At 47.3% G+C, this 26,396-nt stretch carries 24 protein-coding genes and 2 tRNA genes; 15 read left to right on the top strand and 11 right to left on the bottom strand.

The window, feature by feature from the left end; all coding sequences use genetic code 11:
• Positions 1–111: 111 nt before the first annotated feature.
• Positions 112–1,326 carry an ADP-forming succinate--CoA ligase subunit beta gene (sucC, locus tag MYF79_RS28930; protein ID WP_247811337.1) on the bottom strand — a complete coding sequence of 405 codons (1,215 nt, stop codon included), beginning with the start codon at positions 1,324–1,326 and terminating at the stop codon, positions 112–114.
• Between the two features lie 109 nt (positions 1,327–1,435).
• Here sucC and MYF79_RS28925 point away from each other — a divergent pair, with 109 nt between their 5' ends.
• The 5 genes from MYF79_RS28925 to MYF79_RS28905 all read left to right on the top strand — a co-directional run bounded on the left by MYF79_RS28925 (position 1,436) and on the right by MYF79_RS28905 (position 7,005).
• Positions 1,436–2,257: a purine-nucleoside phosphorylase gene (locus MYF79_RS28925; RefSeq protein ID WP_247811336.1), complete on the top strand. Its 822-nt coding sequence runs from the start codon at positions 1,436–1,438 to the stop codon at positions 2,255–2,257.
• Between the two features lie 36 nt (positions 2,258–2,293).
• Positions 2,294–4,261: a putative porin gene (locus tag MYF79_RS28920; RefSeq protein ID WP_247811335.1), complete on the top strand. Its 1,968-nt coding sequence runs from the start codon at positions 2,294–2,296 to the stop codon at positions 4,259–4,261.
• 174 nt (positions 4,262–4,435) lie between these two features.
• A complete protein-coding gene (locus tag MYF79_RS28915; RefSeq protein WP_199652882.1) occupies positions 4,436–4,648 on the top strand; it encodes a hypothetical protein in 213 nt (70 codons plus the stop codon).
• A 37-nt stretch (positions 4,649–4,685) separates the two neighbouring features.
• Positions 4,686–4,883, top strand: a complete 198-nt coding sequence (locus tag MYF79_RS28910; protein WP_247811334.1) for a hypothetical protein — start codon at positions 4,686–4,688, stop codon at positions 4,881–4,883.
• Positions 4,884–5,343: 460 nt separating this feature from the next.
• Positions 5,344–7,005 (top strand): murein L,D-transpeptidase, encoded by a 1,662-nt coding sequence (locus MYF79_RS28905; protein ID WP_247811333.1) that lies wholly within the window; start codon positions 5,344–5,346, stop codon positions 7,003–7,005.
• A 130-nt stretch (positions 7,006–7,135) separates the two neighbouring features.
• On the opposite strand, the gene MYF79_RS28900 is transcribed toward MYF79_RS28905, so the two are convergent.
• Both MYF79_RS28900 and icd read right to left on the bottom strand, forming a co-directional pair.
• On the bottom strand, positions 7,136–8,368 hold the full coding sequence (locus MYF79_RS28900; protein WP_247811332.1) for an NADP-dependent isocitrate dehydrogenase: 1,233 nt from the start codon (positions 8,366–8,368) through the stop codon (positions 7,136–7,138).
• Between the two features lie 191 nt (positions 8,369–8,559).
• A complete protein-coding gene (gene icd, locus MYF79_RS28895) occupies positions 8,560–9,825 on the bottom strand; it encodes an NADP-dependent isocitrate dehydrogenase (protein WP_247811331.1) in 1,266 nt (421 codons plus the stop codon).
• A gap of 66 nt (positions 9,826–9,891) precedes the next feature.
• Between icd and MYF79_RS28890 the strand changes: the two genes are divergently transcribed.
• The 5 genes from MYF79_RS28890 (at position 9,892) to MYF79_RS28870 (ending at position 13,675) form a co-directional block, all read left to right on the top strand.
• Positions 9,892–10,599, top strand: a complete 708-nt coding sequence (locus MYF79_RS28890; protein WP_247811330.1) for an SGNH/GDSL hydrolase family protein — start codon at positions 9,892–9,894, stop codon at positions 10,597–10,599.
• A gap of 115 nt (positions 10,600–10,714) precedes the next feature.
• The gene (locus MYF79_RS28885; RefSeq protein ID WP_247811329.1) at positions 10,715–11,485 is read left to right on the top strand and encodes a cell wall-active antibiotics response protein; all 771 of its coding nucleotides are present in this window, start codon (positions 10,715–10,717) and stop codon (positions 11,483–11,485) included.
• 34 nt (positions 11,486–11,519) lie between these two features.
• Entirely contained in the window at positions 11,520–11,873 is a 354-nt protein-coding gene (locus tag MYF79_RS28880) for a DUF4288 domain-containing protein (RefSeq protein ID WP_247811328.1), read from the top strand.
• Between the two features lie 25 nt (positions 11,874–11,898).
• A complete protein-coding gene (locus MYF79_RS28875) occupies positions 11,899–12,957 on the top strand; it encodes a sensor histidine kinase (protein WP_247811327.1) in 1,059 nt (352 codons plus the stop codon).
• Complete coding sequence (locus MYF79_RS28870) at positions 12,935–13,675, top strand: LytR/AlgR family response regulator transcription factor (RefSeq protein ID WP_247811326.1); 741 nt, start codon at positions 12,935–12,937, stop codon at positions 13,673–13,675. The genes MYF79_RS28875 and MYF79_RS28870 overlap by 23 nt, the downstream gene beginning before the upstream one ends.
• Positions 13,676–13,733: 58 nt before the next feature.
• Here MYF79_RS28870 and MYF79_RS28865 read toward each other — a convergent pair whose 3' ends face one another.
• Both MYF79_RS28865 and MYF79_RS28860 read right to left on the bottom strand, forming a co-directional pair.
• A complete protein-coding gene (locus MYF79_RS28865) occupies positions 13,734–15,611 on the bottom strand; it encodes an Nramp family divalent metal transporter (RefSeq protein ID WP_247811325.1) in 1,878 nt (625 codons plus the stop codon).
• A gap of 109 nt (positions 15,612–15,720) precedes the next feature.
• Positions 15,721–16,383, bottom strand: coding sequence for a metal-dependent transcriptional regulator (locus tag MYF79_RS28860; protein WP_247811324.1), 663 nt, complete (start codon positions 16,381–16,383; stop codon positions 15,721–15,723).
• 138 nt (positions 16,384–16,521) lie between these two features.
• Here MYF79_RS28860 and MYF79_RS28855 point away from each other — a divergent pair, with 138 nt between their 5' ends.
• A complete protein-coding gene (locus MYF79_RS28855) occupies positions 16,522–17,442 on the top strand; it encodes a hypothetical protein (protein WP_247811323.1) in 921 nt (306 codons plus the stop codon).
• A 109-nt stretch (positions 17,443–17,551) separates the two neighbouring features.
• On the opposite strand, the gene aat is transcribed toward MYF79_RS28855, so the two are convergent.
• Positions 17,552–18,196 carry a leucyl/phenylalanyl-tRNA--protein transferase gene (aat, locus tag MYF79_RS28850; RefSeq protein ID WP_247811322.1) on the bottom strand — a complete coding sequence of 215 codons (645 nt, stop codon included), beginning with the start codon at positions 18,194–18,196 and terminating at the stop codon, positions 17,552–17,554.
• Positions 18,196–18,504, bottom strand: a complete 309-nt coding sequence (locus MYF79_RS28845; protein ID WP_199652870.1) for an ATP-dependent Clp protease adaptor ClpS — start codon at positions 18,502–18,504, stop codon at positions 18,196–18,198. The genes aat and MYF79_RS28845 overlap by 1 nt, the downstream gene beginning before the upstream one ends.
• A gap of 164 nt (positions 18,505–18,668) precedes the next feature.
• Between MYF79_RS28845 and MYF79_RS28840 the strand changes: the two genes are divergently transcribed.
• The 3 genes from MYF79_RS28840 to MYF79_RS28830 all read left to right on the top strand — a co-directional run bounded on the left by MYF79_RS28840 (position 18,669) and on the right by MYF79_RS28830 (position 22,788).
• Positions 18,669–20,825: a cation:proton antiporter gene (locus MYF79_RS28840; RefSeq protein WP_247811321.1), complete on the top strand. Its 2,157-nt coding sequence runs from the start codon at positions 18,669–18,671 to the stop codon at positions 20,823–20,825.
• Between the two features lie 83 nt (positions 20,826–20,908).
• Positions 20,909–21,235: a hypothetical protein gene (locus MYF79_RS28835; protein ID WP_247811320.1), complete on the top strand. Its 327-nt coding sequence runs from the start codon at positions 20,909–20,911 to the stop codon at positions 21,233–21,235.
• Between the two features lie 221 nt (positions 21,236–21,456).
• Positions 21,457–22,788 carry a glycosyltransferase gene (locus tag MYF79_RS28830; protein WP_247811319.1) on the top strand — a complete coding sequence of 444 codons (1,332 nt, stop codon included), beginning with the start codon at positions 21,457–21,459 and terminating at the stop codon, positions 22,786–22,788.
• Between the two features lie 123 nt (positions 22,789–22,911).
• On the opposite strand, the gene MYF79_RS28825 is transcribed toward MYF79_RS28830, so the two are convergent.
• From MYF79_RS28825 to mtaB, 4 genes are all read right to left on the bottom strand, one after another.
• Positions 22,912–23,952, bottom strand: coding sequence for a glycoside hydrolase family 5 protein (locus MYF79_RS28825; RefSeq protein ID WP_247811318.1), 1,041 nt, complete (start codon positions 23,950–23,952; stop codon positions 22,912–22,914).
• Positions 23,953–24,136: 184 nt separating this feature from the next.
• Positions 24,137–24,211, bottom strand: a tRNA-Val gene (locus MYF79_RS28820).
• Positions 24,212–24,244: 33 nt separating this feature from the next.
• Positions 24,245–24,319: transfer RNA gene (locus MYF79_RS28815), tRNA-Val, on the bottom strand.
• 191 nt (positions 24,320–24,510) lie between these two features.
• Positions 24,511–25,788, bottom strand: coding sequence for a tRNA (N(6)-L-threonylcarbamoyladenosine(37)-C(2))-methylthiotransferase MtaB (gene mtaB / locus MYF79_RS28810; protein WP_247811317.1), 1,278 nt, complete (start codon positions 25,786–25,788; stop codon positions 24,511–24,513).
• 107 nt (positions 25,789–25,895) lie between these two features.
• Here mtaB and MYF79_RS28805 point away from each other — a divergent pair, with 107 nt between their 5' ends.
• Positions 25,896–26,351, top strand: coding sequence for a DUF4258 domain-containing protein (locus tag MYF79_RS28805; protein ID WP_247811316.1), 456 nt, complete (start codon positions 25,896–25,898; stop codon positions 26,349–26,351).
• Positions 26,352–26,396: the final 45 nt, after the last annotated feature.

The raw sequence follows: 26,396 nt of genomic DNA, 5'->3' as shown, positions 1-26,396 counted from the left end.
GGAAAAATACAAAGGAGGAGAGGGGCTGGGTACAGGTATAAAAAAGAATCCCTGGACTACTGTCCGGGGATTCTTTTTTCTTATTTTTTAGTCAATCACTACTTAAACTTATTAAGCGGTAACCGCTTTGTTCACCAGTGCAGCAGCTTCGCTGAGCAGGATAGCTGATTGTACGGTCAGGCCGCTTTCTTCGATCAGTTTCTTTGCTTCTTCTGCATTGGTACCCTGCAGACGTACAATGATCGGAACAGTAATGTTGCCGATGGATTTGTAAGCGTCGATAACACCCTGTGCAACACGGTCGCAACGAACAATACCACCGAAGATATTGATCAGGATCGCTTTTACTTTAGGATCTTTCAGGATGATGCGGAAACCTGCTTCCACTGTCTGCGCGTTGGCGGTACCACCTACGTCCAGGAAGTTGGCCGGCTCACCACCACTCAGTTTGATCATATCCATGGTAGCCATTGCCAGACCGGCGCCGTTCACCATACAACCTACGTTACCATCCAGTTTTACATAGTTCAGGTTGTATTTACCTGCTTCTACTTCGGTTGGATCTTCTTCGGAAATGTCGCGGAGCGCTTCCAGGTCCGGATGACGCATCAGTGCGTTGTCGTCCAGGTTCAGTTTACAGTCAACAGCGATGATCTTGTCGTCGCTGGTTTTGAATAATGGGTTGATTTCCAGCATAGCTGCATCCAGACCTACGTATGCATTATACAGGTTGGTCACGAATTTCACCATGTTTTTGAAAGCCTCACCACTCAGGCCGAAGTTGAACGCTATTTTCCTGGCCTGGAATGGCTGCAGGGTAGTGTTCGGCTGTACTAACTCTTTGAAGATCTTCTCAGGAGTTTTGTGGGCTACTTCTTCGATATCCATACCACCCTCTGTAGAGTACATGATTACGTTCTGACCTTTTGCACGGTCCAGCAGGATGGACAGGTATAATTCTTTTATGGGGTTAGGGCCAGGGTAGTACACGTCCTGTGCTACCAGCACCTTGTTTACTAATTTTCCGGCCTCACCGGTCTGGATGGTTACCAGTACACCGCCAAGGATGTTACCGGCAATGGTTTTTACATCTTCGGCATTTTTACCTACTGCTACACCTCTCTGCTCTTTACCACGGATGGTACCTTTACCACGTCCACCGGCATGGATCTGCGCCTTTACCACAGCAAACTCATTACCATATTGCACTTTTAATTGCTTATAAGCTTCTGCCGCCGCTTCAGGGGTATCTACCGGAATCCCTTCCTGTACCGGTACATTATATTTCTTCAACAGTTCTTTAGCCTGGTATTCATGTAAGTTCATCTGAGAAAAATTTGCCGCTAAAATAGGTCATTATGATTTAAATATAAAACCGTAGTGTTTTGTGAATTAAAAATAACTTTGCGGCAACCTGTTTTAAAGACATTATATAATGAGTGATCTCTTGCAACAAATAGCTGCTGCTGCGGACTACATCAAAAAATCATGGTCCGGGACCCCGGAAGTGGGCATTATATTGGGCAGCGGCTTAGGTAATCTGGCCGGCGATATTACCGACAGTACGGAAATCCCCTACGAAAATATCCCCCATTTCCCCTCTTCTTCTGTAGAAGGCCATAAGGGCCGCCTGATACTGGGGAAAATGAACGGCCGTCCTGTAATAGCTATGGCAGGCAGATTTCACTATTATGAGGGGCTGTCTATGCAGCAGGTAACTTTCCCTGTAAGGGTGATGAAGGCGCTTGGCGTACATACCCTGCTGATTTCCAATGCAGCCGGTGGTATGAACAAGGCATTTAATGTGGGCGACCTGATGATCATCCGGGACCATATTAACCTGCAACCCGAACATCCGCTGCGCGGTCCCAATAACAATACGCTGGGCCCCCGTTTCCCGGATATGAGTGAACCCTATTCGAAAGCGCTGATTACGAAAGCAAAGGAAATTGCTCAGGCCAGTAATATTCCTGTACATACAGGAGTGTATGTGGGCGTACAGGGGCCGACCTTCGAAACGAGGGCGGAATATATGTATATGCACATCATCGGTGGAGATGCCGTGGGCATGAGCACCGTGCCAGAGGTGATAGTGGCTGCTCACAGCGGATTAAAAGTATTCGCAATGAGTGTTATTACTGATATTGGCATCAGGGAAGAGGAAAATGTGATCACGCACGAAGAGGTGCTGGAAGCTGCCAACGCGGCTGAACCGAAATTAACGCTTATTTTCAGGGAACTGATCAGGGTAATCTAAGTCAAAAGAAGAACGAAGCAGGAAATATATCAAAGGATGAGGTCATTTATTTTAATATGTTGTTTGCTGGTATGCGCACAGCAACTGCAGGCACAGATAGGCCAGCGTTTCGGGAATATGGGCGGCGGTGGCTCTTCCTCCATGCAAAAAGACACCGGCAGCCACAAGCATGACCTGGATACGCTTACCATCACTTACCGCAGACTTGGAGAACCTACCGACTTCAGGCTGGATTCCTCTATTGCTGATTTTAACAGCACATTCCTGCGCATCCCTGGCAGCTATGTATTCCTGGGGAATAATGGCGCGCCTGCCCGTAACGTGATGTTTACGCCATTTATGAAACCGGGTTTTGATGCGGGCTTCCATATCTTTGATCCTTACGCATTTACGCATGAAAATGCCCGTATTTATACTACCAACCGTCCTTACTCCGAATTGCTGTATATGGTTGGCAGCCAGCAGGAACAACAGATCGGCGTATTGCATACACAAAACCGCACAGACCATTTCAACTTCGGTTTTGAATACAATAAGATCTACGCTCCGGGCTATTTCAGATCACAATCCACTAACCACGACGTATACCGCATTACCGGCCGTTTCAACAGCAGGAACAAACGGTACAATGCATACCTCAGCTATTTTTATAACAAGTTTAACAATGGTGAGAATGGCGGTCTGCGGGCGGGCGACACCATACTGGATAACCCCCGTTATAATAACCGCAAGACCATTGACGTGAACCTGGGGAACTATTCAGCTACTACCACAGGCCTGTTCAGTACCACACTGCCGGTGAAAACATCTCAGAGGCAGTCCGGCATCCTGTTGGTGCAGCAGTACGACTGGGGTAAAGGAGATACCATTCACGTAAACGATACTACGGATTATTATAAATTTGATCCTTTCTTCCGTGTACAATATAGTTTTAAGGTAGACAACAACAGTGCCTCCTACCTGGATGGCCAGCCGGATACTTTTTACTATACAAACCGCTACAAATGGGGGTTCAATGGAGATACCGTCCGGGCGCAGCACGAATGGCGCACCATCTCCAACGATATCTCTCTCATACAATTCCCGGTGCGTGGCAACCAGGCGCATTTTATCAGTGCGGGAGCCAGGTATGAGAATATCAGGGGCACTTTCCTGGATGCCGGCGTGAACTTCAACAACGTTGTAATACATGGTGAATACCGGAATAAGACACGCAACCAGAAATGGGACCTCTCTGCCAAAGGTGAATTGTATCTCGCCGGGCAGAATTCCGGCGACTACAACGTGACCGGTATGTTGAGCCGTTACCTCAATGAAACACTGGGTAATGTGCATCTCTTCTTCAGTAATACCAACCGCGAGCCCTCCTATGTATACAAATATTTCAGCAGTACATATGACAGCTGGTATAACAGCACGCTCGGAAAGGAGAATATTACGCAGTTGCAGTTCTCTGCCGATAACAGGAAGCTGAAGTACAACCTGGCAGTGAATTATTTCCTGATCGAGAACTATACCTACTTCGAAAATTACTATACCAGTACACAGGCGCCGGCGCTGTTCAACCTGTTACAGGTTACATTAAGCAAGCATTTCAGGTACAAACACTACAACTGGTACATGGACATCGCATTTCAGCAGGTACATGGCGATGGCAGGATAAATGTGCCTACCATCTGGACCCGCCACCGGCTGGCATATGAAAACAAGTTGTTTAACAACCTGAACCTGATGACCGGTATTGAAGCAAAATATAATACTTCCTATTATGCAGACGATTACTCGCCGGTAACAGGTCAATTTGTGTATCAGACTACACAACGGGTGAAGTACTATGCGCCCGACCTGGCGGCATTTGTACACTTCAGGATCAAGTCATTGTCTGCTTTCATCAGGGGTGAAAACCTGAATACATTTTTTGCAACAAATAACTTCGCCGGACCAGCCTATCCATACAATAATTTCCAGTTCAGACTGGGGATCCGCTGGTGGTTCATTAACTAACAAATCGTTAACAAGTACCTGAAATACGTGTAGCTGAGACCGTAAACTTCTTTAAATCAAGACATTAAGCCTTTATTAAGTAAACCGTTTTACTACTGTCAGTAGGTCGCAGCCGTTATCAGACTGCAACCTTCTGGCGTGCTCTTTGTTTAAGTTTGTATAAAGCATTTTAACATGAAGGCGTTTACAGTAGTTATTAACAAAGACAGGTACATGGTGAAACCTTTGAATGGTCACTCTCCCCGTTTTCTCGTGAATGTAAATGGGCAGGATGTCGTTTTTGAACATGACATGGACGGCCACGTCAGGGCCGAAGCTACTAAAGCAGCCAGCATGTCATTATTACTGGGTCTGGCCGATAAAATTGAAGAAAGCGCAGGGATGTAAGTAAATCTGGCAGTATTGCTAAATTTGCATCCGTAACATGAAGAGATTTGTAACCATATTACTAGCTTTCCTGTATGTCACGCTCACCGGTGGGTTCACGGTGAACGCAGACTGCCGTGCGGGTAAGCTGTCGTCAGTGGATTTTACATCTCATACCGGTGATGATGCCACCTGTGCCTGCATTGACTGTTACCCATTTTACTGCAATGAACCATCACTGTCTGCCGGACGGTGAACATATTCCCCTGTGCAGCATACTGCACTTATCTGTACACAATACTCATCAATTACTGAACGCTGTAAGTGTAAGTAATACGCGTGTTTGTTATTCCGGCTGGATTTTTCTTCCCGTACACAATTATTTGGTGACATGACTCGCAATGTATTTAATACCTTTACATTACGGTTCGGGCACAATATTTTTAATATTTCAACAAAAAGAAAATGAAGAATGCTTTGATAACAGTACTTCGGTTCATCCAGTCACTGTTTGTGAAGAAGAATTGTTGTAAATAACTATTCCAATCTATTAGTAAATTGTTGTTCTTCCGGAGGTTTTCGTAAGAAGGCCTGAAAAGGGTGTATCGTATCCCGGTACACCTTTTTTAATGTTCGTTCCCCCATTAACGGCAAACGATATATTTTCCAAAATTTGTATATAGCAATTGCCTATCTTTACCCCATTGTTATCGCCAATGAAGTATAGGTTTCTAAGGGACAATTTAACTATTGTATTTGTATTGTTTTCATTGTTTGCCTGCCACAGAAAGCGGGTGCTCCGGGAAAAAGAAATAGTAAAGGATGTACGGCAGCTAAGTGAGGTCATTCCGGAGAATATAGCAGAACGTCTTGAATATATAGTGGACAATGAAGATGTCATGGAGGATAGTGTACCAGCGCTGCGTAGCGGGGCACTGACTTATTTTTACCAGCAAACCGGCAACAATCCCGTATGGTCTTCCGATGGTGCGCTCGATCCCGGGGCCGATTCCCTGTTCTATTACGTGTCTCACGCTGATGAATCAGGGCTGAATCCTGCCAGCTATCACAATGTGGCACTGACACAGGCTATGAAGCGCCTGAAAGAAGACGATGCCGCCAGGAAAGATGCTGCGCTCTGGGCACAGATCGACGTGCTGATGACAGACGCTTTTATGAAGATGGCCACCCACCTGCGTTTTGGAATTGCCCCACGAGATAGTATTACCCTGCGCCGGGATTCAATTTATTCCGACACCTTGCTGGCCAATTATCTCACCGCCGCTTTACACCAGCATATTGTCGGCGCCACCTTACGTTTGCAGGAGCCGCAGCACCAGGGATACCAGCAGTTGAAATCAGCCTGGATCAATTTTAAGGGAAAATACTGCGACATGAAATGGGATTCTCTGCCCACTTCATATACTGATACATTTGCCTACCGTCAACAGCTGATCAACCGCCTGGTGCAAAGCGGTCACCTCGATACATCCGGTGGGCATAGCACTGATACCGTGCTTCTGAAAAGGGGCATCCGCGCTTTTCAGAAAGAATTTAATATGTATGAAGATGGCCAGGCAGGTAAAAAAACTGTCCAGGCGCTGAATAAAACCTTCCGCGACTGGCGTGCGCAGGTGGCCGTAAATATGGACCGCTGGCGTAAACTGCCTGATACCCTTCCCCAGCGCTTTATCCTGGTAAATGTCCCCGCTTACAGAATGGAACTGTGGGATAGCGGATCGGTAGTACTTACCTCGAAGATCATTGTGGGTGCGCCACGTACACGTACGCCGCTGCTCAATTCCCGCATGACCAATTTCATCATGTATCCCTACTGGCGCGTGCCTTTCAGCATCACCATAAAGGAAATGTTGCCCGCTATTAAAAAAGACAGGGCCTACCTCGCAAAAAAGAGCCTGGAGATCATTGACAGGGATGGAAATGCCGTCAATCCAGACAGCGTGAACTGGGGGCGCATGAGTAAGAACTACTTCCCCTATGTACTCCGCCAGATGGACGGTTTGGAAAACTCACTGGGTATCATGAAGTTCAACTTTATGAACAAGTACTCGGTATACCTCCACGATACGAACAACAGGGGCCTTTTCTCCAATGCCTACAGGGCTTTAAGTCACGGCTGCGTAAGAGTGCAGCAGTGGGATAGCCTGGCCATGTACCTCACGAAAGATGATACCCGGCACCCCCGCGATAGCATGCGTATGTGGCTGGCGAACGGGAATAAAAAGCAGATCGATATCCAGCATGCCATCCCTATTTATCTCCGGTATTTTTCAGCAGAAGGAAGGGAGGGAAGTCTCGTATTTCATGAGGATATCTATGGAGAAGACAAGGTGCTGCGAAAGATAATGGGCATGTAGTTAATGAAGCGCCATTCATTTAACCCTTCCATTACAAATTTTACCTGACGTATTATCAGATCATTCCAAAATAACAAGGTCCCTGCATTTGCAGGGACCTTGTGTTTATATCAGTATTACGTACGTGAACTTACTTTGTCAGTTTCGCTTTCAGCGCGTTATCCAGTTCCTGGAGGAATTCTTCAGTGTAAAGATAATGCTTTCCGTGCTCAACTTTGTTACCGTGTATACAAACAGCCAGATCTTTCGTCATTTTGCCGCTTTCTACTGTTTCAACGCAAACAGCTTCCAGTGCATGACAGAAGTTGATCAGCTCCTGGTTGTTGTCCAGGCGGCCACGGAATTCCAGACCACGGGTCCATGCGAAGATAGACGCGATAGGGTTGGTAGAAGTTGGTTTACCAGCCTGGTGGTCGCGATAGTGACGGGTTACAGTACCATGTGCGGCTTCTGCTTCCATTACAGTACCATCAGGAGTTACCAGGGTAGAAGTCATCAGACCCAGTGAACCGAAGCCCTGAGCAACGGTATCAGACTGAACGTCGCCATCGTAGTTCTTACAGGCCCATACGAAGTTACCATTCCATTTCAGTGCGCTCGCCACCATGTCATCGATCAGGCGGTGCTCATAGGTCAGGCCATTTTTCTGGAATTCAGCCTTGAATTCGTTCTGGTAGATCTCTTCGAAAATGTCTTTGAAACGGCCATCGTATTTTTTCAGGATGGTGTTCTTGGTGCTCAGGTACAGTGGCCATTTTTTGATCAGCGCCTGGTTGAAACAAGCACGTGCAAATCCTTTGATAGACTCGTCAGTGTTGTACATAGCCAGGGCAACGCCGTCGCCTTTGAAGTTGAATACTTCGTGCTCGATCACTTCACCATTCTCGCCTTCGAACTTGATGGTCAGTTTACCTTTACCTTTAGTTACGAAGTCAGTAGCGCGGTACTGGTCGCCGAAAGCGTGACGGCCAATGCAGATAGGAGCAGTCCAGTTAGGCACCAGGCGTGGTACGTTCTTGGTTACGATTGGCTCACGGAATACGGTACCGTCGAGGATGTTACGGATAGTTCCGTTTGGAGACTTCCACATCTGTTTCAGCTTGAATTCCTTCACACGCTCTTCATCGGGAGTGATGGTAGCGCATTTGATACCAACACCTACTTCCTTGATAGCATTAGCAGCATCAATGGTCACCTGGTCATTGGTAGCATCACGATGTTCCATGCCAAGGTCAAAGTATTTGATATCAACATCCAGGTAAGGAAGGATCAGTTTATCTTTAATGAATTTCCAGATGATCCGCGTCATCTCATCTCCATCCAGTTCAACGACCGGGTTGGCGACTTTGATTTTTTCTGCCATTTCGACTTTGATTTTTAATTAGATACGAGTGTTCATGTGATAATCGTGAAATATACGATAACCGGGTATAATTTACAAGTTCCGCTTTCCATGGGCTGGCATTGCAACAATTCTTTGACAAAAAAATGAATTATCACTGTCTACCAGGGCCTTGAAAAGCGGAACTATATGTCTTTGTGTATCCCCTCGGGTTACAGGTGTTTGATCACTTCATCTGCAAATTCACTGGTTTTTACCAGGGTAGCATCATCCATCAGCTTGTAGAAGTCTATGGTCACACGTTTACGTGCAATCGCAGTGCTGAGGCCGTGTGTAATAGTATCGGCGGCTTCTTTCCAGCCCATGTATTCCAGCATCATTACGCCGCTGAGGATAACGGAGCTTGGGTTCATAGTATCTGTATTGGCGAAGCGGGGCGCAGTACCGTGTGTAGCTTCAAATACAGCATGACCGGTCAGATAATTGATATTGGCGCCCGGGGCGATACCGATACCGCCTACTGCAGCAGCAAGCGCGTCGGAGATATAGTCGCCGTTCAGGTTCAGGGTAGCCACTACGGAGTAATCCTGTGGCGCCAGGAGGATCTGCTGAAGGAAGTTATCGGCGATAACATCTTTCACGATCAGTTTTTTATGTGCAATAGCTACATTCAGTTCTTTGTTGGCTTCTTCTTCACCACTGGCTTTTTTGGTAGCTTCCCACTGTTCCCAGGTATATACCTTGTCGCCAAATTCACGTACAGCCAGTTCATAACCCCAGTTTTTGAAGCCGCCTTCGGTAAATTTCATGATGTTGCCCTTATGCACCAGGGTCAGGGAAGGCAGTTTCTGTTCCAGCGCATATTTCAGTGCTGCACGTACCAGCCTTTCAGTACCTTCTTTGGATACAGGCTTGATGCCGAGGGAAGAAGTTTCCGGGAAACGGATCTTCTTCACGCCCATTTCGTTCTGCAGGAAGTTCAGGAGCTTTTCAGCTTCCGGTGTTCCGTACATATATTCTATACCGGCATAGATATCTTCAGTGTTCTCGCGGAAGATCACCATATCTACCTTTTCCGGATGTTTCACCGGGGAAGGCACTTTATCAAACCAACGTACAGGGCGTACACATGCATAAAGGTCCAGTTCCTGGCGCATAGCCACGTTCAGGGAGCGGATACCGCCACCTACCGGTGTGGACAATGGTCCCTTGATGGATACCAGGTACTCTTTAAATGCATCCAGTGTTGCTTTTGGCAGCCATTCCCCCGTCTGCTGAAAGGCTTTTTCCCCAGCCAGCACCTCTTTCCATTCTATCTTTCTTTTTCCACCATAGGCTTTTTCAACAGCGGCGTCAAATACACGCACACTCGCCCGCCAGATATCAGGTCCTATTCCGTCACCTTCTATGAATGGAATAATGGGATGATTAGGCACCTGCAACTGGCCATTGGTCATTGATATTTTTTCTGCCGGCATAAAACAGTTTCTTTACGAGTTTCGTAATTAATTAATCGCCGCAAAGGTACGGAATCCACACATCTTATGGGCTACTATATATGGTCTATGGTCTTTTTCTTATTTTTAGCTGCAAAAAAAGAAGAGATCCCTATGATACCGGGTAATCACAGCACCCAGGACACTAGTGTCAGCAATTTCACCTATCTGGCCCTGGGAGACAGTTATACGATCGGAGAAAGCGTGCCGGAAGAGCACCGTTTTCCCGTGCAGACGGCCAGGCTGCTGGCCGGAAAGGGTATTACCATTGCTCCTCCCCGCATTATTGCCAAAACAGGATGGACCACAGATGAACTGGAAGCTGCCGTCAACCAGGCCGCTATTACCGATACCTTCAGTGTGGTAAGCCTGCTCATAGGTGTAAATAACCAATACAGGGGCCGCAGCGTAGCCGAATATAAGACGGAATTCACCCGGCTGCTGCAGCAGGCTATCCGGTTTGCCGGCGGCCATTCCGACAGGGTGGTGGTACTATCTATTCCCGACTGGGGAGTAGTGCCTTTTGCTGAAGGCCGCGACAGGCAACAGATTGCCGATGAAATAGACGCTTTTAACGCCGCTAATAAGACGATTGCAAAGAAATTCCGGGTACATTACCTCGATATTACTGCCGACAGCCGCCAGGCCGCCGGAGATCCCAGCCTGGTGGCCAGCGACGGATTACATTATTCTGGTAAGGAAATGGCCCTCTGGGCCGGTAAATTAGCCGGTATAATGGAGGCCATCCTGCAATGATCATTTTTACCGCCTTTTTCATGCCTTTTACCGGGAATGAACAACCTGTTAGCCTAAATAGGCTTTCGTAACCCACAGGCTCTTCCTAAGTTTGTACCGTAAATGTTAAAAATCTATGGATAACCAAGAATATACGAAAGACGAAAGACGGGCAGAAAGGAGAGCCGAAAGATCGCTGAGAAGAGCTGATAGAAATGAGGGTTATAAATCCGGCAAAGGCTTCATCTTTTTACTGATCGGTCTTTTCCTCTTTGTGAGAACCCTCGATCCTAATGTTCCCGGTTGGGTATTTTCCTGGCAGACATTACTGATCGCTATCGGGGCCATTGTGCTGGTAATGAGCCAGTTCAAGAACTGGGGCGGCCTGATCATGATACTCGTAGGCACCATTTTCATGATAAAGGAGTATGTCTATCTCACATATGATGTGACCCGTTTCATATGGCCAGCTGTCTTTACTGTTGTAGGCCTGGCCCTGATATTCGGGAAAAGACAGGAATCGACCCTGAAAGACAGGCGGGTATTGCCCCCCGGCACCACTGTAGAAGATTATATTGACTCTTCCGTTATTTTCAGCGGAGAGAACAGGGTAGTGGTATCCAAACAGTTTAAAGGCGGCAAGGTAGTAGCCATCTTTGGTGGCGCCGATTTTAACCTGATACAGGCCGACTTCCAGGACAGGATCGAGTTTGATGCTACCTGCATCTTCGGCGGCATTGAACTGATCGTTCCTGCCAACTGGGACGTACGCCTGGATATGCACACCATTATGGGCGGCGTGACCGACAAACGCCCTGTAGAGCTGCTGGCCAACAATTCCGAGAAGATCTTCGTGATCAAAGGCACCTGCATCTTCGGTGGAATTGAAATCAAAAACTATATCTGATCAACTTTATTTCATCCTCTAATAATCATATTTTATGCAATGGTTTGTAGCGAAGATCGTTTACCAGATCATCACCGGAAAAGGAGAACATAACCCACAGTTTGATGAACAATTACGCCTGATAAGTGCAAACACGCGGGATGAAGCATGGAAACGTGCAAGCGAGATGGGATTGCAGGAACAATACGCTTTCAGGAATCAAAGACAGGAACTGGTAGAATGGCGTTTCATCAGCGTACCCGAAGTGAATGGGCTGGACAACCTGGGCGACGGAATGGAACTCTATTCCCGTATTGAAGAACCAGGAGATGCCAACGCATATATTTCCTGGATGCAGGTAAAGGCGAATCACCTGAAAGGGCAGCAATTGCTGGACGTTCGCGCCTAATTATTTAATCTTTATTCAACACTCTTTGGCAAATCCACTACTGGCAAACAGATCTTTCAGATGGGCTTTAATAGGTACGAGCTACGTGTTCACCATCCTGCATGCCTACCTGTTGATATGCTGGTTTAATATCAGTGACAGTATTGCCTGGACAGACAGCGTGGTGCACAATGTGTTGCTGGCTTTGGCGGGAGTAGCGCTTTGTTTCAGTATGTCGCATTACCGGCCGGCAAAAGGGAAATACATTTTCCTGCTGGCCTACTGCACAGCACTTACTATTGTATGGGAAACATTTAGTTACTGTACCCTCTACCATGTTTTTGACTCAGCGGCGTACTATCAGACATGGCTGATCACCGCGCTTCCTGTACGCTTCATTATAGGCTGGCTGGTGATCACGGCACTGGGTTTCAAAAACATGATGTGGTACAGCATGGAAGACCAGCGGGAAGAGCTGTCGCGTAAAGAAGCTACAGAGCGGATGGCGAGAGAAGCGGAACTGTATAAACTGAGACAGCAGCTGCAACCGCATTTCCTGTTCAACAGTCTGAACTCTATCAATGCGCTGATCGCACTACGTCCGCAACAGGCCAGGGAAATGGTGCTGAAGCTGAGCGATTTTCTGCGGGGCACGCTCAAACGCGAAGACCAGCAATGGATCTTTCTGCCGGAAGAATTACAGTATCTGCAATTATATCTTGACATTGAGAAAGTGCGTTTTGGTCACCGTTTATCGACAGCCATTACTGCGGATGATGATGCGGGCCGTTTAATGCTCCCGCCGATGCTCCTGCAACCCGTCGTGGAGAACGCCATCAAGTACGGGCTATACGATACAACAGAATCTATCACCATTTCAATTACAGCATGGCAGACAGATGACGTGCTCTATATACAGGTGCAGAACCCTTTTGATCCTGAACTGCAAACACGCGCTGGTACAGGATTCGGGCTTTCATCTATCGAACGGCGGCTCTATCTGTTATTTGGCAGAAAAGACCTGCTTGAAACAAAAGCAAATGAAAACATTTTTACTACCCTGATTAAAGTGCCGCAACTATATGATAAAAGCAGTAATAATTGATGACGAGCCCCTGGCGCGTGAGATCGTGAAGGAATACCTGCAGTCGTTTCCGCAGCTGCAACTGATGCAGGAATGTGGGGATGGATTTGAGGGGTTGAAGGCCATACAACAACAGCAGCCTGATATCATCTTCCTGGATGTACAGATGCCTAAGATCAATGGCTTTGAAATGCTGGAGCTGGTGGAAGAGTTGCCGGCTGTGATATTCACTACCGCGTTTGAAGAACATGCTATCCGTGCTTTTGAAGTGAACGCCATAGACTATCTGCTGAAACCATTTTCAAAAGAACGTTTTGATAAGGCTGTGCAGAAATGGCTGGACCGTCGTGCAGCCGATGAACTGCAGCAAACTGCTGCCGTGCTGGAAACAGCTGCATCATCACCAATGCAGAGTAACAGGGTAGTGGTGAAGCTCAATGGCAAGATCAAGATCATTCCTGTACAGGATATACACTACCTGGAAGCTGCAGATGATTATGTAAAAATAGTGACACCGGAAGGAACTTTCCTGAAGAACAAAACCATGCAGTTCTTCGAGAAATCGCTGGACCCGCAACAGTTTGCGCGTGTACACCGTTCCTATATGCTGAACATCAACCAGGTGACGCGTATTGAACCTTATGAAAAGGAAAACCACCTGGCCATTTTAAAGACCGGCGCTAAAGTACCGGTAAGCAAGACAGGATATCCAAGGCTGAAAGCAGCGCTGGGATTATAAGATATATTGCTTTTTTCAGGAGAAGAGGGAGAGATGCTGGTCATCTTTCCCTTTCTTTTTATTGTACGACCAATACGGGTATTCTTACCTTATGTCTTACCTGGTTGGTCGTCTCTCCATAGATCCAGTCTTTGATACCGGTATGTCCATGGCCGCCCAGCACCAGGAAATCAGCCCTTTCTTCCTTCACGATCCTCACAATTTCTTCCGCACGGTGCCGGTAGCCCAGCAGGCCTTTGGCCCTGATATTCCTTGCGTGCAGTAATGAGATGTAGGCCTGCATCTGCTCTTTGTCTTTCCGCGTTTCAAAGTCGTCAGACTCCCTTCCAAGGTATCGCGCAGAGGCGCTTTCAACAACATGTATGAGCAAATATTCCGTCATCGGGTTGCCATGCGCCAGCGCATTGGAGATGATCCTTTCATCGTCCCTGCTGAAGTCCAGCGCCAGTGCTATACGGTTATAAACCGGCGGTTGAATATCGCCGAGTGAGAAATCGGGCGTGGTATGGATACGTGAGGATGCTTTCTGTTGATAACGGCTGATAAGCGGATAAGCGATCGTAATAACGATCAATGACAGGAAACCCAGGCCTGCAGCAATGATCAGGATGTCTACCCAGATGTTACCATTGTTGCTGATATACTTTGCTGCTTCTGTATACACCATGCGTGTGTTGAGGTACACCAGCACAGCGGTGATGATCCAGCTGATCACTTTTACCAGCGGACCAACAGCATAGCTGCCCATGGTCTTTTTATCGCTTACAAAATGTATGAGGGGAATGATCGCAAAGCCTAACTGTAAGCTAAGCAGCACCTGGCTGAATACCAGGAGTTCGCCTACCTTTTCCGGACCGGCAATGAGGATCACGAAGAGGGCCGGAATGATAGCCAGCAGTCGGGTAAGCAGGCGGCGCAGCCAGGGGTTGATACGCAGGCGCAGGTAACCTTCCATTACGATCTGTCCCGCCAGTGTACCGGTTACGGTGGAGCTTTGCCCGGCTGCAATCAACGCAATGGCAAAGAGGGCAGGGGCCCATTTATTGCCCAGCAGGCCTTCCAGCAGCTGATGCGCATCCTGTATTTCGGCAATGTCTGTACGCCCCGTTTTGAAGAATACAGCCGCTGCCAGTATCAGGATGGCTGCGTTCACGAAGAAGGCCAGGTTCAGAGCTACCGCGCTATCGATGAAATTGAGCTTCAGTGCCTGCCGGATACCCTTTTCGTCACGTTGTATCTTACGGGTCTGCACGAGTGCAGAATGCAGGTAAAGATTGTGCGGCATCACTGTTGCGCCTATGATACCGATTGCAATATATAGTGCAGCATTGTCGGGGATGGAAGGTACGAATCCTGTCACCACTTCACCCAGCACAGGCTTCGCCATTACCAGTTCAGCAAGGAAGGAGATGCCTACTATAGCCACCAGGGCAATGATAAAGGCTTCCATCTTCCGGATGCCATAGCGCTGTAATACCAGCAGCAGGAAGGTGTCCAGCACGGTAATGCTAACGCCCCATTGCAGGGGCAGGCCGGTGAGCAATTGTATACCGATGGCCATACCCAGCACTTCTGCCAGGTCTGTAGCTGCAATGGCTACTTCCGCCAGTATGTATAAGATGAAATTAACGCCTGCGGGGTAGGTTTCGCGGTTGGCCTGTGCCAGGTCCCTTCCGCGTACAATGCCCAGGCGGGCACTCAGTGATTGCAGCAACAGGGCCATGAGGTTGCTCATCAGGAGCACCCACAGCAATTTATAACCGTATTGGCTACCGCCTGCCAGGTCTGTGGCCCAGTTGCCCGGATCCATGTAACCTACGCTGACCAGGTATGCCGGACCGAAAAATGCCAGTAGTTTGCGCCAGCGGCTCGTGCTGGGCACAGTAGTGTCTACACTTTGATGAACTTCGCCTAACGATGTGTGCTGATGATTCATATGTTAGCTGTTATGCAGCCGCAGATCGCTGTCCGGGTTGTCCGTTGTACATGTGTCATGAGTGACCTGTATGCGTGTTAATAGCCGGATGTATTGTCTGCTGACTGCTTTATATCGGTTTGACCATTATATTTTTTGAGACCTGCTCGCTAATGGTAAAGGCAGGTTGATTGCGGATCTTCAGTTCGATAGAGTTATCAAACTCATACCGTTCTATTACATCCAGTTGCGTCCCTAAACGGATGCCTTTGGCATTCAGGAATTCCAGTAGTGCGGTCGACTTGTCGGAAACGGCCACTACCTCCAGTCTTTTAGCCTTTGCTTTATGCAACGGCGTATGTGTACGGGGCTTGCCCATTTTACCCTGAGCATCAGGAATAGGATCGCCATGAGGATCTATCTGTGGGTTACCCAGGAACTCGCTGAGACGGTTGGTCATCTTTTCGCTGCGCACATGCTCGAGCTCTTCTGCCAGCTCATGTACCTCTTCCCAGCTGAATGCCAGCTTGTCTACCAGGAAACATTCCCAGAGGCGATGCCTGCGGATGATGGATAGCGCCGCCTTTTTCCCGTCCGCAGTCAGGTTGATACCCTGGTATTTTTCGTATTCGATCAGTTTTTTCTCCTTGAGTTTTTTAGCCATATCGGTCACCGATGCCGGCTTTGTGTCCAGCTCGCTGGCTAGTGCATTGGTCGAAACCGCGTCCTGTCCGTCTTCTTCCAGTTTATAGATTGATTTGATGTAATTCTCCTCAGCAATCGACAAATTCATAATTCCTTAAAATAAAGTTTAGGTAAATCTAAATAAAAGGTGTGAGAATTACAAATGAAACGGCCCGGGCAATACCCTTATTTTGATCATATCATTTTTTTCTCTAACTTTTCGGCCGTAATAAACAAGCATATACGCATGAATAAGCTCGTGTTAGCGCTGTTGACTATCGGTTTACTGGCCGGTTGTGGATCGAAAAAGAAGAATGCAGGAAAAGATACTTTTACGTTTGAAGATTTCCGCCAATTGTTTACGCAGGCTAAACTGCCCTACAAGCTTACGCCGGAAGCGCTGAGGGAGAAATTACCTGATTCTGTTGCTATTCCGCAGGAATTAATGAAACAGTTCCTGGTAGACACTTTAGGCAAATCTGATTTTCCTGAAGGAACTGTTATCAGATTCTATCCGCTGGCTGCTATCGACGGCGCTGCCGTGAATTATTTTGTAGTAAAAGCGGTTGGTAAAACAACCAGCACTGCTTATTTGTGCTTCCTCGACAAAAAAGGTCATTACCTGAACCGCCTGGCCGTAGCAAAGGTGGATGAGAAAAAAGATCAGCATTATTTCTCGATAGACAGTCGCCAGGTTGTGAAGATCACGAATGAAACAGAATTGAGTCCGGGCCATACGGCCATCAGGGAAGACTTCTTTGGTGTTGCGGAAGATGGAAAGACGACGTTGATCATGACCAACACCAGTGGAGATGCCACTGCCAGCCAGATTTTCAACCCCATCGATACACTGCCTGCAAAGCATAAATTGTCCGGCGATTATCTTTCCGGTGAAACCAGTATCGTATCTATCCGCGATGGAGAAGATCCGAAATCATTCCTGTTCTTCATCTCTTTCTCGAAAGATAAAACAGGTTGTAAAGGAGAATTGTCCGGAACAGGGCATTTCACAGGCACTAACAAGGGGGAATACAAAGACAAGGAATCTTCCTGCGGTATTGCTTTCCAGTTTGCTGCCGGCAGGGTAAGCATCAGGGAGATAGGAGGATGCGGCGCTTACAGGGGCGTGCGTTGTTTCTTTGAAGGAAGTTATAGTAAGAAAAAGTAAGTACGATCAGTATAAGAACGAAGGGCCTGTATCAATGATGCAGGCTCTTTTTATTTTAGGCACCTGATAGAGGAGGTGCTGCTCTTTTGGCTTTTGTTACAGCCGCTCTTTATTGCGATTTTTTGATGATGCTGAGGAAGTCTTCGCGCGATATCATTCTTGCTCCCAGTGAGGCCAGGTGTGCAGTATATACCTGGCAATCGATCATTTCCAGGCCCTGTTCTGCCGCATATTTTACAAAGGTGATAAAGGCCGCTTTAGAGGCATTGCTGACGCGGGCAAACATGGACTCACCAAAGAAACAATCGCCCAGCTGTATGCCGTAGAAGCCGCCCACCAGCTCATCCTGCTGCCAGCATTCTATGGAATGTGCATAACCGGCTTCATGTAGCGCCGTATAGGCTTCTTCCACATCCGCAGTGATCCAGGTGCCATCCTGACCGGGCCGGGGCGATTCTTTACAACCACGGATCACTCCCCGGAAATCTTTATTGATGCTAAAAGTGAACACGCCCTTCTTCAGCACCTGTTTCATGCTGGCAGAGATCTTCAGTTCATCGGGAAATAATACGAATCTCGGATCGGGGCACCACCAGAGTACAGGCGGCTCGTTATACCAGGGGAAGATGCCCTCACTGTAGGCCAGCAGTAGTCTGTGGGGCGACAGATCTCCGCCATAGGCCAGCAGTCCATCCGGCTCCGCCAGATCAACGGGTGGGAAAATTAACTCGTCTGTAAGCTGAAATACCGGCATCAGCTTTCAACCGCTTCTTCAAGAGTAGCGCTGATGCCCCTGTCGAGCAGGGCTTCGCACATAGGGCGGAGGTCGGAGAATTCACCCTGCTTTACGGCATACTTGCCATTGTGGTGAATGATCAGGGCACATTGTTCAGCCTGTTCCGGGGAATGATCACATACTTCAATCAGCGATTGGATCACCCAGTCAAAGGTGTTGACCTCATCATTCCATACAATGAGGCTGAAAGGGAACTGCTCATCCTCAGCCACCAATACATCTTCCCATTCTTTTGTTTGCGTGCCTGTTTGCTTACGCTGGCTCATAATCCGGTAAAAACTTTACACAAAACTACGGCTAATAATCGTTAAATTAAATAGGAAAGTTTTAAACTAAGGCTATAGCAATAGATTTGAAAATCATGTGTTTAACATAATCGGTAGGCATTGGCCGATAATTATTATTATTGTGGTCACTAGAAGCGTAGGTTATGAATGTATTGAACGGCATTAAATTGTTGATGGATATTAGCTTACCATTAAAAGATCCGGTTCCGATTTTCTCTTTGGTATTGTTTATCATCCTGTTAGCTCCTATCATACTCCGTAAGTTCCGTATTCCGAGTATTATAGGGCTGATACTGGCGGGAATGGCAATAGGCGATCATGGGTTCAAGATCATTGAGAAGGGGAGTATTGACCTGTTTGGAAAGGCCGGGTTACTTTATATTATGTTCCTTGCCGGCCTGGAGCTGGACATGACAGAGTTCAGGAAGAACCGTAACCGCAGTCTCATTTTCGGGGCATTTACCTTTTTTATTCCACTTGTCTTAGGATATTTTGTCTGCACCTATCTGTTGCAGTTCAATTTCATGGCTACTTTGCTGGTATCCAGCATGTTTGCCACACATACGCTGGTAGCATACCCGCTGGCCAGCCGTCTCGGCATCACTAAAAATGAAGCGGTTACTGTTGCGGTAGGAGGTACCATCATCACTGATACGGCTGTGCTGGTGATACTGGCCATCATTACCGGCGCAGCGGCAGGTAACCTGAACACCCATTTCTGGGTGCGGCTGTCTGTATCGCTCATCGTATTTGGCGCTATCATACTGTGGATATTTCCGCTGGTAGGACGATGGTTCTTCAAAAAGATCAAAGACGACAAAACATCTCACTTCATCTTCGTATTGGCGCTGGTATTCCTGGCAGCCTTCCTGGCCGAACTGGCAGGTGTGGAAGGCATCATCGGCGCATTCCTGGCGGGGCTTGCACTGAACCAGCTGATACCACATACTTCTCCGCTGATGAACAGGATAGAGTTTACAGGTAATGCCCTGTTCATACCCTTCTTCCTGATCAGCGTGGGCATGCTGGTAGACCTGCGGGTATTGCTCAAAGGTCCCGAAGCCCTGATGATAGCTGGTGTGCTGACCGCTATGGCGCTTGTCAGCAAATGGTGCGCAGCATTTTTCACACAGGTTTCATTCGGTTATACGCCTACACAACGAAACGTCATATTCGGGTTGAGTGCTTCACACGCCGCAGCTACGATCGCGGTGATATTGATAGGTTTCAACATGGGTATCATCAATGAGAATGTGCTGAATGGTACCGTAGTGTTAATCCTGGTGACCTGTCTGACCAGCTCTTTCGTAACAGAAAGCGCAGGCCGTAAACTGGCTATTGTAGAAGCTGAGCGGAAACCTGTAGAAGAAGAGATGCCGGAGAGAGTGCTGGTGCCCATTTCCCGCCAGGGACATATGGAAGCCTTACTTGATTTTGCCCTGATGATCAAGGATCCCGATGCCAGTACGCCTATTTACCCGCTGGCAGTAGTACAGGATGATGATGAGGCTAAACAGAAGGTTGCGCTTACCGGCAAGATCATGGAGGCTGCTGTTATGTATGCGGGGGCTACAGAAAGTAAAGTACGGGCCGTGACGCGTGTTGACCTCAACGTTTCTGATGGTATTGCACGTGCAGCAAAAGAACTGATGATCACAGACGTGGTACTGGGCTGGCCGGATAAGAGCACTACAACGGAGCGTCTCTTCGGATCTATCTTCGGTACAACGCTCGACAACGTATTGCAGAGCGTGTGGGAGAACATCTATGTATGCGATTTCCATTATCCGCTCAACGCTACCCGTAAACTGGTATTGGTCATGCCTAAGAATGCGGAATACGAAGCAGGCTTCCTGCACTATATACAGAAGGTTTTCCTGCTCAGTAAACAGATAGGAGCGAGGTTATTGCTGTGTTGCTGTGCCAAAACACAGGCTGCCGTGGAAGCCTATCTGCAACAGTTTAAACTGAATTTGGAGATCACCTTTAAGCCGTTCAACAATATCGAAGAACTGTTGCAGCTTGAAAAGGACATCACCAAAAATGATCTCCTCATGGTGGTAGCCGCCCGTAAAGGAACGCTCTCTCATCATCCTTACCTGGATGGTATGCCGGGCCGTTTGAACAAACATTTCCCCGCCAATAATATTGTACTGATCTATCCTGAACAAACAGAGATGGATTACATAGAAGCAGGCGTGCAACCTGAAGACCTTACGCTGGCGCCTATCCAGGAACAGCTGGCCAATCTGAACAAGCTGGGTAAAGCCGTGAAACGCATCCTGAGGGGAAAGAAATAGTGCAGGGCATCCTTTCGAGGCGAATGAACTATTATCTATTGTGCATCCGGATCTCAAAAGCAACTATAATAACGTTATGGTCCATGACAGATGGACTGCATACTCCTGTGCCTGATCGCCCGGGCACTTTCAGGAACACTGCCAGTTCCTCATCAGGACTGTTGCCTGGGTCGGTTTCAGCTGAAGATCAGGTCAGGGGCTGTAACAGCACCTCTATGCGCAACAACGACTGTTATCTCTCCATTCCCGTTGAATGCCTGCTGCAATCACGTATCCCTGTGTTGCCTGTAACAGTTAAGCGACCACCATTGTATGATAGTCTCCGGCATTGCTTTATTCCGGATAGTAAAAGAAGCTTCGATTTGCCTGACTACTTTTTCAGCATCATCGCATTTAGTAATGCATTGTAAGCGTGTTCGCATAAGTAGTAAGATCTGCCCTGAGACAGTGGCGCTGGTCTGAATAGGGGATGCCTTTTGACCGGATTCGGGGATAAACGCTTCACAGCAGCAGCCATACCTTTGACCCCGTAACCTTTTCCTCAAAACAGGACATTGGAACAAAACATGACTGTCGGGTCTATGTGATCACAAACCTCAATAATCAGCAACATTTAAACAACATTTCAGTAATGACAAACCACAACCAACATTTGAAAGGTAAAAAGATCCTTTTTGGAACGGTGCCTGCCGACGGACATTTTAACCCGCTGACCGGACTGGCAAAATATTTACAGGCATCCGGCTGTGATGTAAGGTGGTATGCTTCCCCTCTCTTTACAAAGAAACTGGAGAAACTGGGTATTCAGCATTATCCTTTTGTAAAAGCACAGGATATAAACCAGGAAAATCTCGGTACTACATTGCCTCAAAGGGCATTGATCGAAGATCCTGCGGCAAAGCTGGACTTTGATATGATAGAGGTCTTCGCTAAAAGAGCGCCTGAGTACTACGAAGATATCAGGGACATTTATCAGTCTTTCCCTTTTGATATTATGATTGCAGACTCGGTATTTACCGCCATCCCATTGGTAAAATCGGGTTTGAACATTCCTGTGCTATCCATCGGCATCGTGCCCCTGGCAGAGAATTCTGTTGATCTCGCACCGTATGGTATGGCACTGCCGCCTGCCACCAATGAGGCTGAAAAAGCGAAATATGCAGAGCTGCACGAGCTGATGACAACAGTAGTATTCAAAAAGTCAACCGACATTTATGACGATATTCTGAACAGCCACAAGGTTCCTCACAAAAAAAGTTTCCTTTTTGATCTGCTGATACGGGAAGCGTCTCTGTATCTTCAGATAGGAACCCCTTCTTTCGAATATGAGCGTAGTGACATGGGAAAGAATGTTCGTTTCGTAGGTGCACTGATGGCATATGCAGAGAAAAGACAAACACCGTGGTTTGATGAGCGTCTGAAAAAATATAAGAAAGTAATATTACTGACTCAGGGAACTGTAGAGAAAGATGTCAATAAACTGATCATCCCGGCACTGGACGCCTTTAAGGGGTCTGACGTACTGGTGGTGACTGCGACCGCCAATAATCAAACGGCTGCATTACGGGCGCAATATCCGCACGATAACATCATTGTGGAGGATTATATCCCATTCGATGAGATCATGCCTTATGCCAGTGTTTATGTTACAAATGGAGGCTATGGCGGTACACTGTTGAGCATTAAGAACAAATTACCGATGGTGGCTGCAGGTATACATGAAGGAAAGAGTGAAATATGCGCGCGCATAGGCTACTTTAAACTGGGCCTTAACCTGGCTACTGATACGCCTAGGCCGGAACAGGTGAAAGAAGCTGTGAATAAGATACTTGCGGACAGCAGTTACAAAGCGCACATATCACGGCTGGCCGACGAAATAAATACCTACGATGCGATAGAGACGAGTGCGGGTTATGTTGCCGGGCTGATAAAGGCACATGCTGCCAGGGCCATACCACAATAAGACCTCATGTAGCCATAAATGAAAAACAAGGTAAGCCACAGATCATCGGTATCTGTGGCTTATTCTTCAGCGGAAAATTTATGTCTGTTTAAGTGAAAGCCGTATGGGGGGCGTTCCAGCCAATTATAACCCCCAACCGTAACGCAACCTGAAAACGCCGGAGGAGTTCACTGTAGAAATAGTAATATTGGTACCACTGCCTCCACGATTTAACAGGCTGTAAGAATCGTTGTCGCGCAAACCTGGCCAGTAAACGCTTGCAATTCTATCGTTCCTGCAAACGTCGCTGGTTGAAACGATATAGGCAATTTCATTATCAGATTGTGGACCATTCTGGTAATCTTTACCTGAATTCATAGTGGCGCCGAATTCAGTGATGACCGTGCGGCTTCCATAACTGCCTATACGGTTCCTCCAGTCAGTCCTCCAGTCGGCGGCACTATGGGTAGCCCAGTAAGCATAGTTATGAAGCCCCAGCAAACAACTGTTGAAGCGGCTATCAGCACCGACACCGGTAACATTTTCAGAATAACCCTGGCCATCCAATATGATCCTACCTTTGGGAACATTAGGGAAATTTGAAAGGAACTGTGCATATATACCTGTCAATTGGCTCAGCGTATATCCATGTGGTTCATTGAACGGCTCAAAATATACGTTCCCGTTACCCTGGTATTTATTTACAATGGTGGTCCACATATTCCAGAAGTCGGTGGTGTTATCAATTTTACCATCCTTCGAGGAAGCGCTTTCCCAGCAGGCGATAATAACTTTCCAGCCTTTACTGGTGGCTTTATCAATAGCCCCCGTATAACTTCCCCACCAACTTTCGGCTACAGAAGGAGGATTAACCGGAATACGTATGGTGTTTACGCCATTCACAGCGTTCGAAAAACCGTTAAGAATGGCATCTGTTTTGGCAACTACCGTACTATAGTTGTCACTGGCCGTTAAACCAGAGGGGATCACCCAGCCATCTACAAAATTATCTCTTCCATCGGCCCAGTTTAATCCGGAGATACCTGCTGCGCCTACAGATTCAGTGGAGACCACGTTTGTACCGGTGTTGTCGGGCGTTTCAATGATCTGATTATTTGTTTTAGTGCAGCTACCCGAAATCAGGATACACCCTGATATGTACAGGACATTCAGTAATTTTTTCATAACAAGTGGATTTTAATCGTTAATACTTAAAATTACCGGGTATTCCGGATCGCGGGGAGGGGGAAATTCTGAAAAAAAGGGGGTGGAAATAATAAAGTGAATAGGTCTTGTTTGTAGCGCGGTGTGTAAGCCCGGGATCCGCGCATAAAAAAAGGCCCATCTGTTTAGATGGACCTTTAATAGGTGGGAGTTGACGGATTCGAACCATCGACCCTCTGCTTGTAAGGCAGATGCTCTGAACCAGCTGAGCTAAACTCCCTTGAAGAAAAAAATCAGTGAAAAATTTAAAGAGTGGGAGTTGACGGATTCGAACCATCGACCCTCTGCTTGTAAGGCAGATGCTCTGAACCAGCTGAGCTAAACTCCCTCTTTTTTTCTTCGTTACCGTCAGGCCTTTCGTCTGATGGGATTGCAAAGGTATAAACTATTTTTATTCTGCCAAATTTTTTTGAGAAGATTTTGAAAAAAGTAAGTGCCTTCTAAACTTATGATGTTCTCAAATGCTTTGCTATAAAGTGTTTGAGACGATTAAAATTATTCACGGATAATTACAACACACTATTTCAATTCCCATTCTATCAGCTGGTTCGTCCATTCCTGACGGTAAGGTGTTGTTACCTTAATGTAGTTGTCGGTATATCCTTCCATCATACCATCCTTGCCATGTTTTTCAAACAGTACTTTCCTTGTTTCGCCGATATGCTGTTCATTGAAATACTGTTGTTTCTTATGGCTCAGGTTACGGAGCATCTTATTGCGTTCATTCCTTACGTGCACAGGTACCACCGGTGTAATATCAAGCGCGGCGGTATTGGCGCGTTCAGAATAGGTGAACACATGGAGATAACTAACGTCTAAGGAATGCAGGAAATCGTAGGTTTCCTGGAAATGTGCATCAGATTCTGCCGGGAAGCCTACTATGACATCTACGCCGATAGCGCAATGCGGCATGAACTGTTTGATCAGGGCAACCTTTTCGGCATATAGTTCCCGGCGGTAACGGCGGCGCATCAGGCCCAGTATCTCATTACTGCCGCTCTGCAGGGGTATATGGAAATGAGGCATGAACTTTTTGCTGTTGGCTACAAATTCAATGATCTCATTACTTAGCAGGTTAGGTTCTATGGAAGAGATGCGGTAACGTTCTATACCGTCTACTTTATCCAGTTCCTGAATCAGCTCAAAAAAGGTTTCTTCTCTTTTTTTACCGCCTTCCAGGCCCTTGCCAAAGTCTCCCAGGTTGATACCGGTCAGCACGATCTCTTTCACGCCGGTAGCTGCCAGGGAATGCGCGTGCTGCACCACACTGGCCACACTGTCGCTGCGGCTTTTACCACGCGCCATGGGAATGGTACAGAAAGAGCAGGTATAATCACAGCCATCCTGTACCTTCAGGAAGGTACGGGTACGGTCGTTCAGTGAATAAGATGCATGGAAAGTGTTCACATCTTCGATATCGCAGGAGCAGATCTTTGCACTATCGCCTTTGGTGAGCGTTTTCAGATGGTCCACGATATTGAACTTCTCTGCAGCGCCCAATACCAGGTCAACTCCTTCAATTTCAGCGATCTCCTTCGGTTTCAGCTGCGCATAGCAGCCGGTGATGACGATCATGCTTTCAGGGGCCCTGCGCTGGATGCGGCGCACCAGGTGCCGGCATTCCTTGTCCGCATTGTCGGTAACAGAGCAGGTATTGATCACATATACATCGGCCTGTTCCTCGAAATCCGTCTTCACAAATCCATCCTGTTCCAGCAGCCTGCTCAGGGAGGAGGTTTCTGAAAAATTCAGCTTACAGCCGAGGGTGTGAAATGCTACTTTTTTACCTGTTGTCATAAGGAGGGCAAAGGTAGCACCTTTTTTTTATACTGGTTATATTGCCAAAATTGTATAGATTGCCGCCCGGCAGAGCAAATGCTGAAATTCCGTAACAGAGCGTAACCATGAAATCTAAGGGCAAGTACGTACCTATGTTGTTATTGGGACTATTGTTGTGGCTGGCCTGGCAGCAACAATGGTGGAAAGGACCACAGCGCCATCCGCGTGTGTCTGCTCCGGGTAACACAACTATCACCAGGACCAATCAGAAAGATTCCCATACCAATGGCAGCTACCCGGCAATTCTCGACCGGCATGCTCCGCTCAGATATACCCGTCACGCCAGGTGCCGGATGGCCTGCCGCCATGTAACCGAACAGGAAGTGGTAGAAATCCTGGAAACAGGCCGCGTAAATACCGAGAAATCAAATCCCCACGACGAACCTTGCCCAACCTATGCACTGGAAGGCTATTCTGAAGAAGGACAACACCTCCGGGTGGTTTTCGCGCCCTGTGAAGACACTACCAGCGTAGTGACCTGCATTGACCTGGACAAGGACTGGACTTGCAGCTGTAATTAGGTATTTCCGTCAGTAAGCAGTAATTTTCCGGCTTCGATCGACTAA

This window comes from Chitinophaga filiformis (genome assembly GCF_023100805.1).
Classification (GTDB): domain Bacteria; phylum Bacteroidota; class Bacteroidia; order Chitinophagales; family Chitinophagaceae; genus Chitinophaga; species Chitinophaga filiformis_B.
The sequence above is the reverse complement of the archived record's forward strand: the minus strand, read 5'-3'. Positions and strand labels throughout refer to the sequence as shown.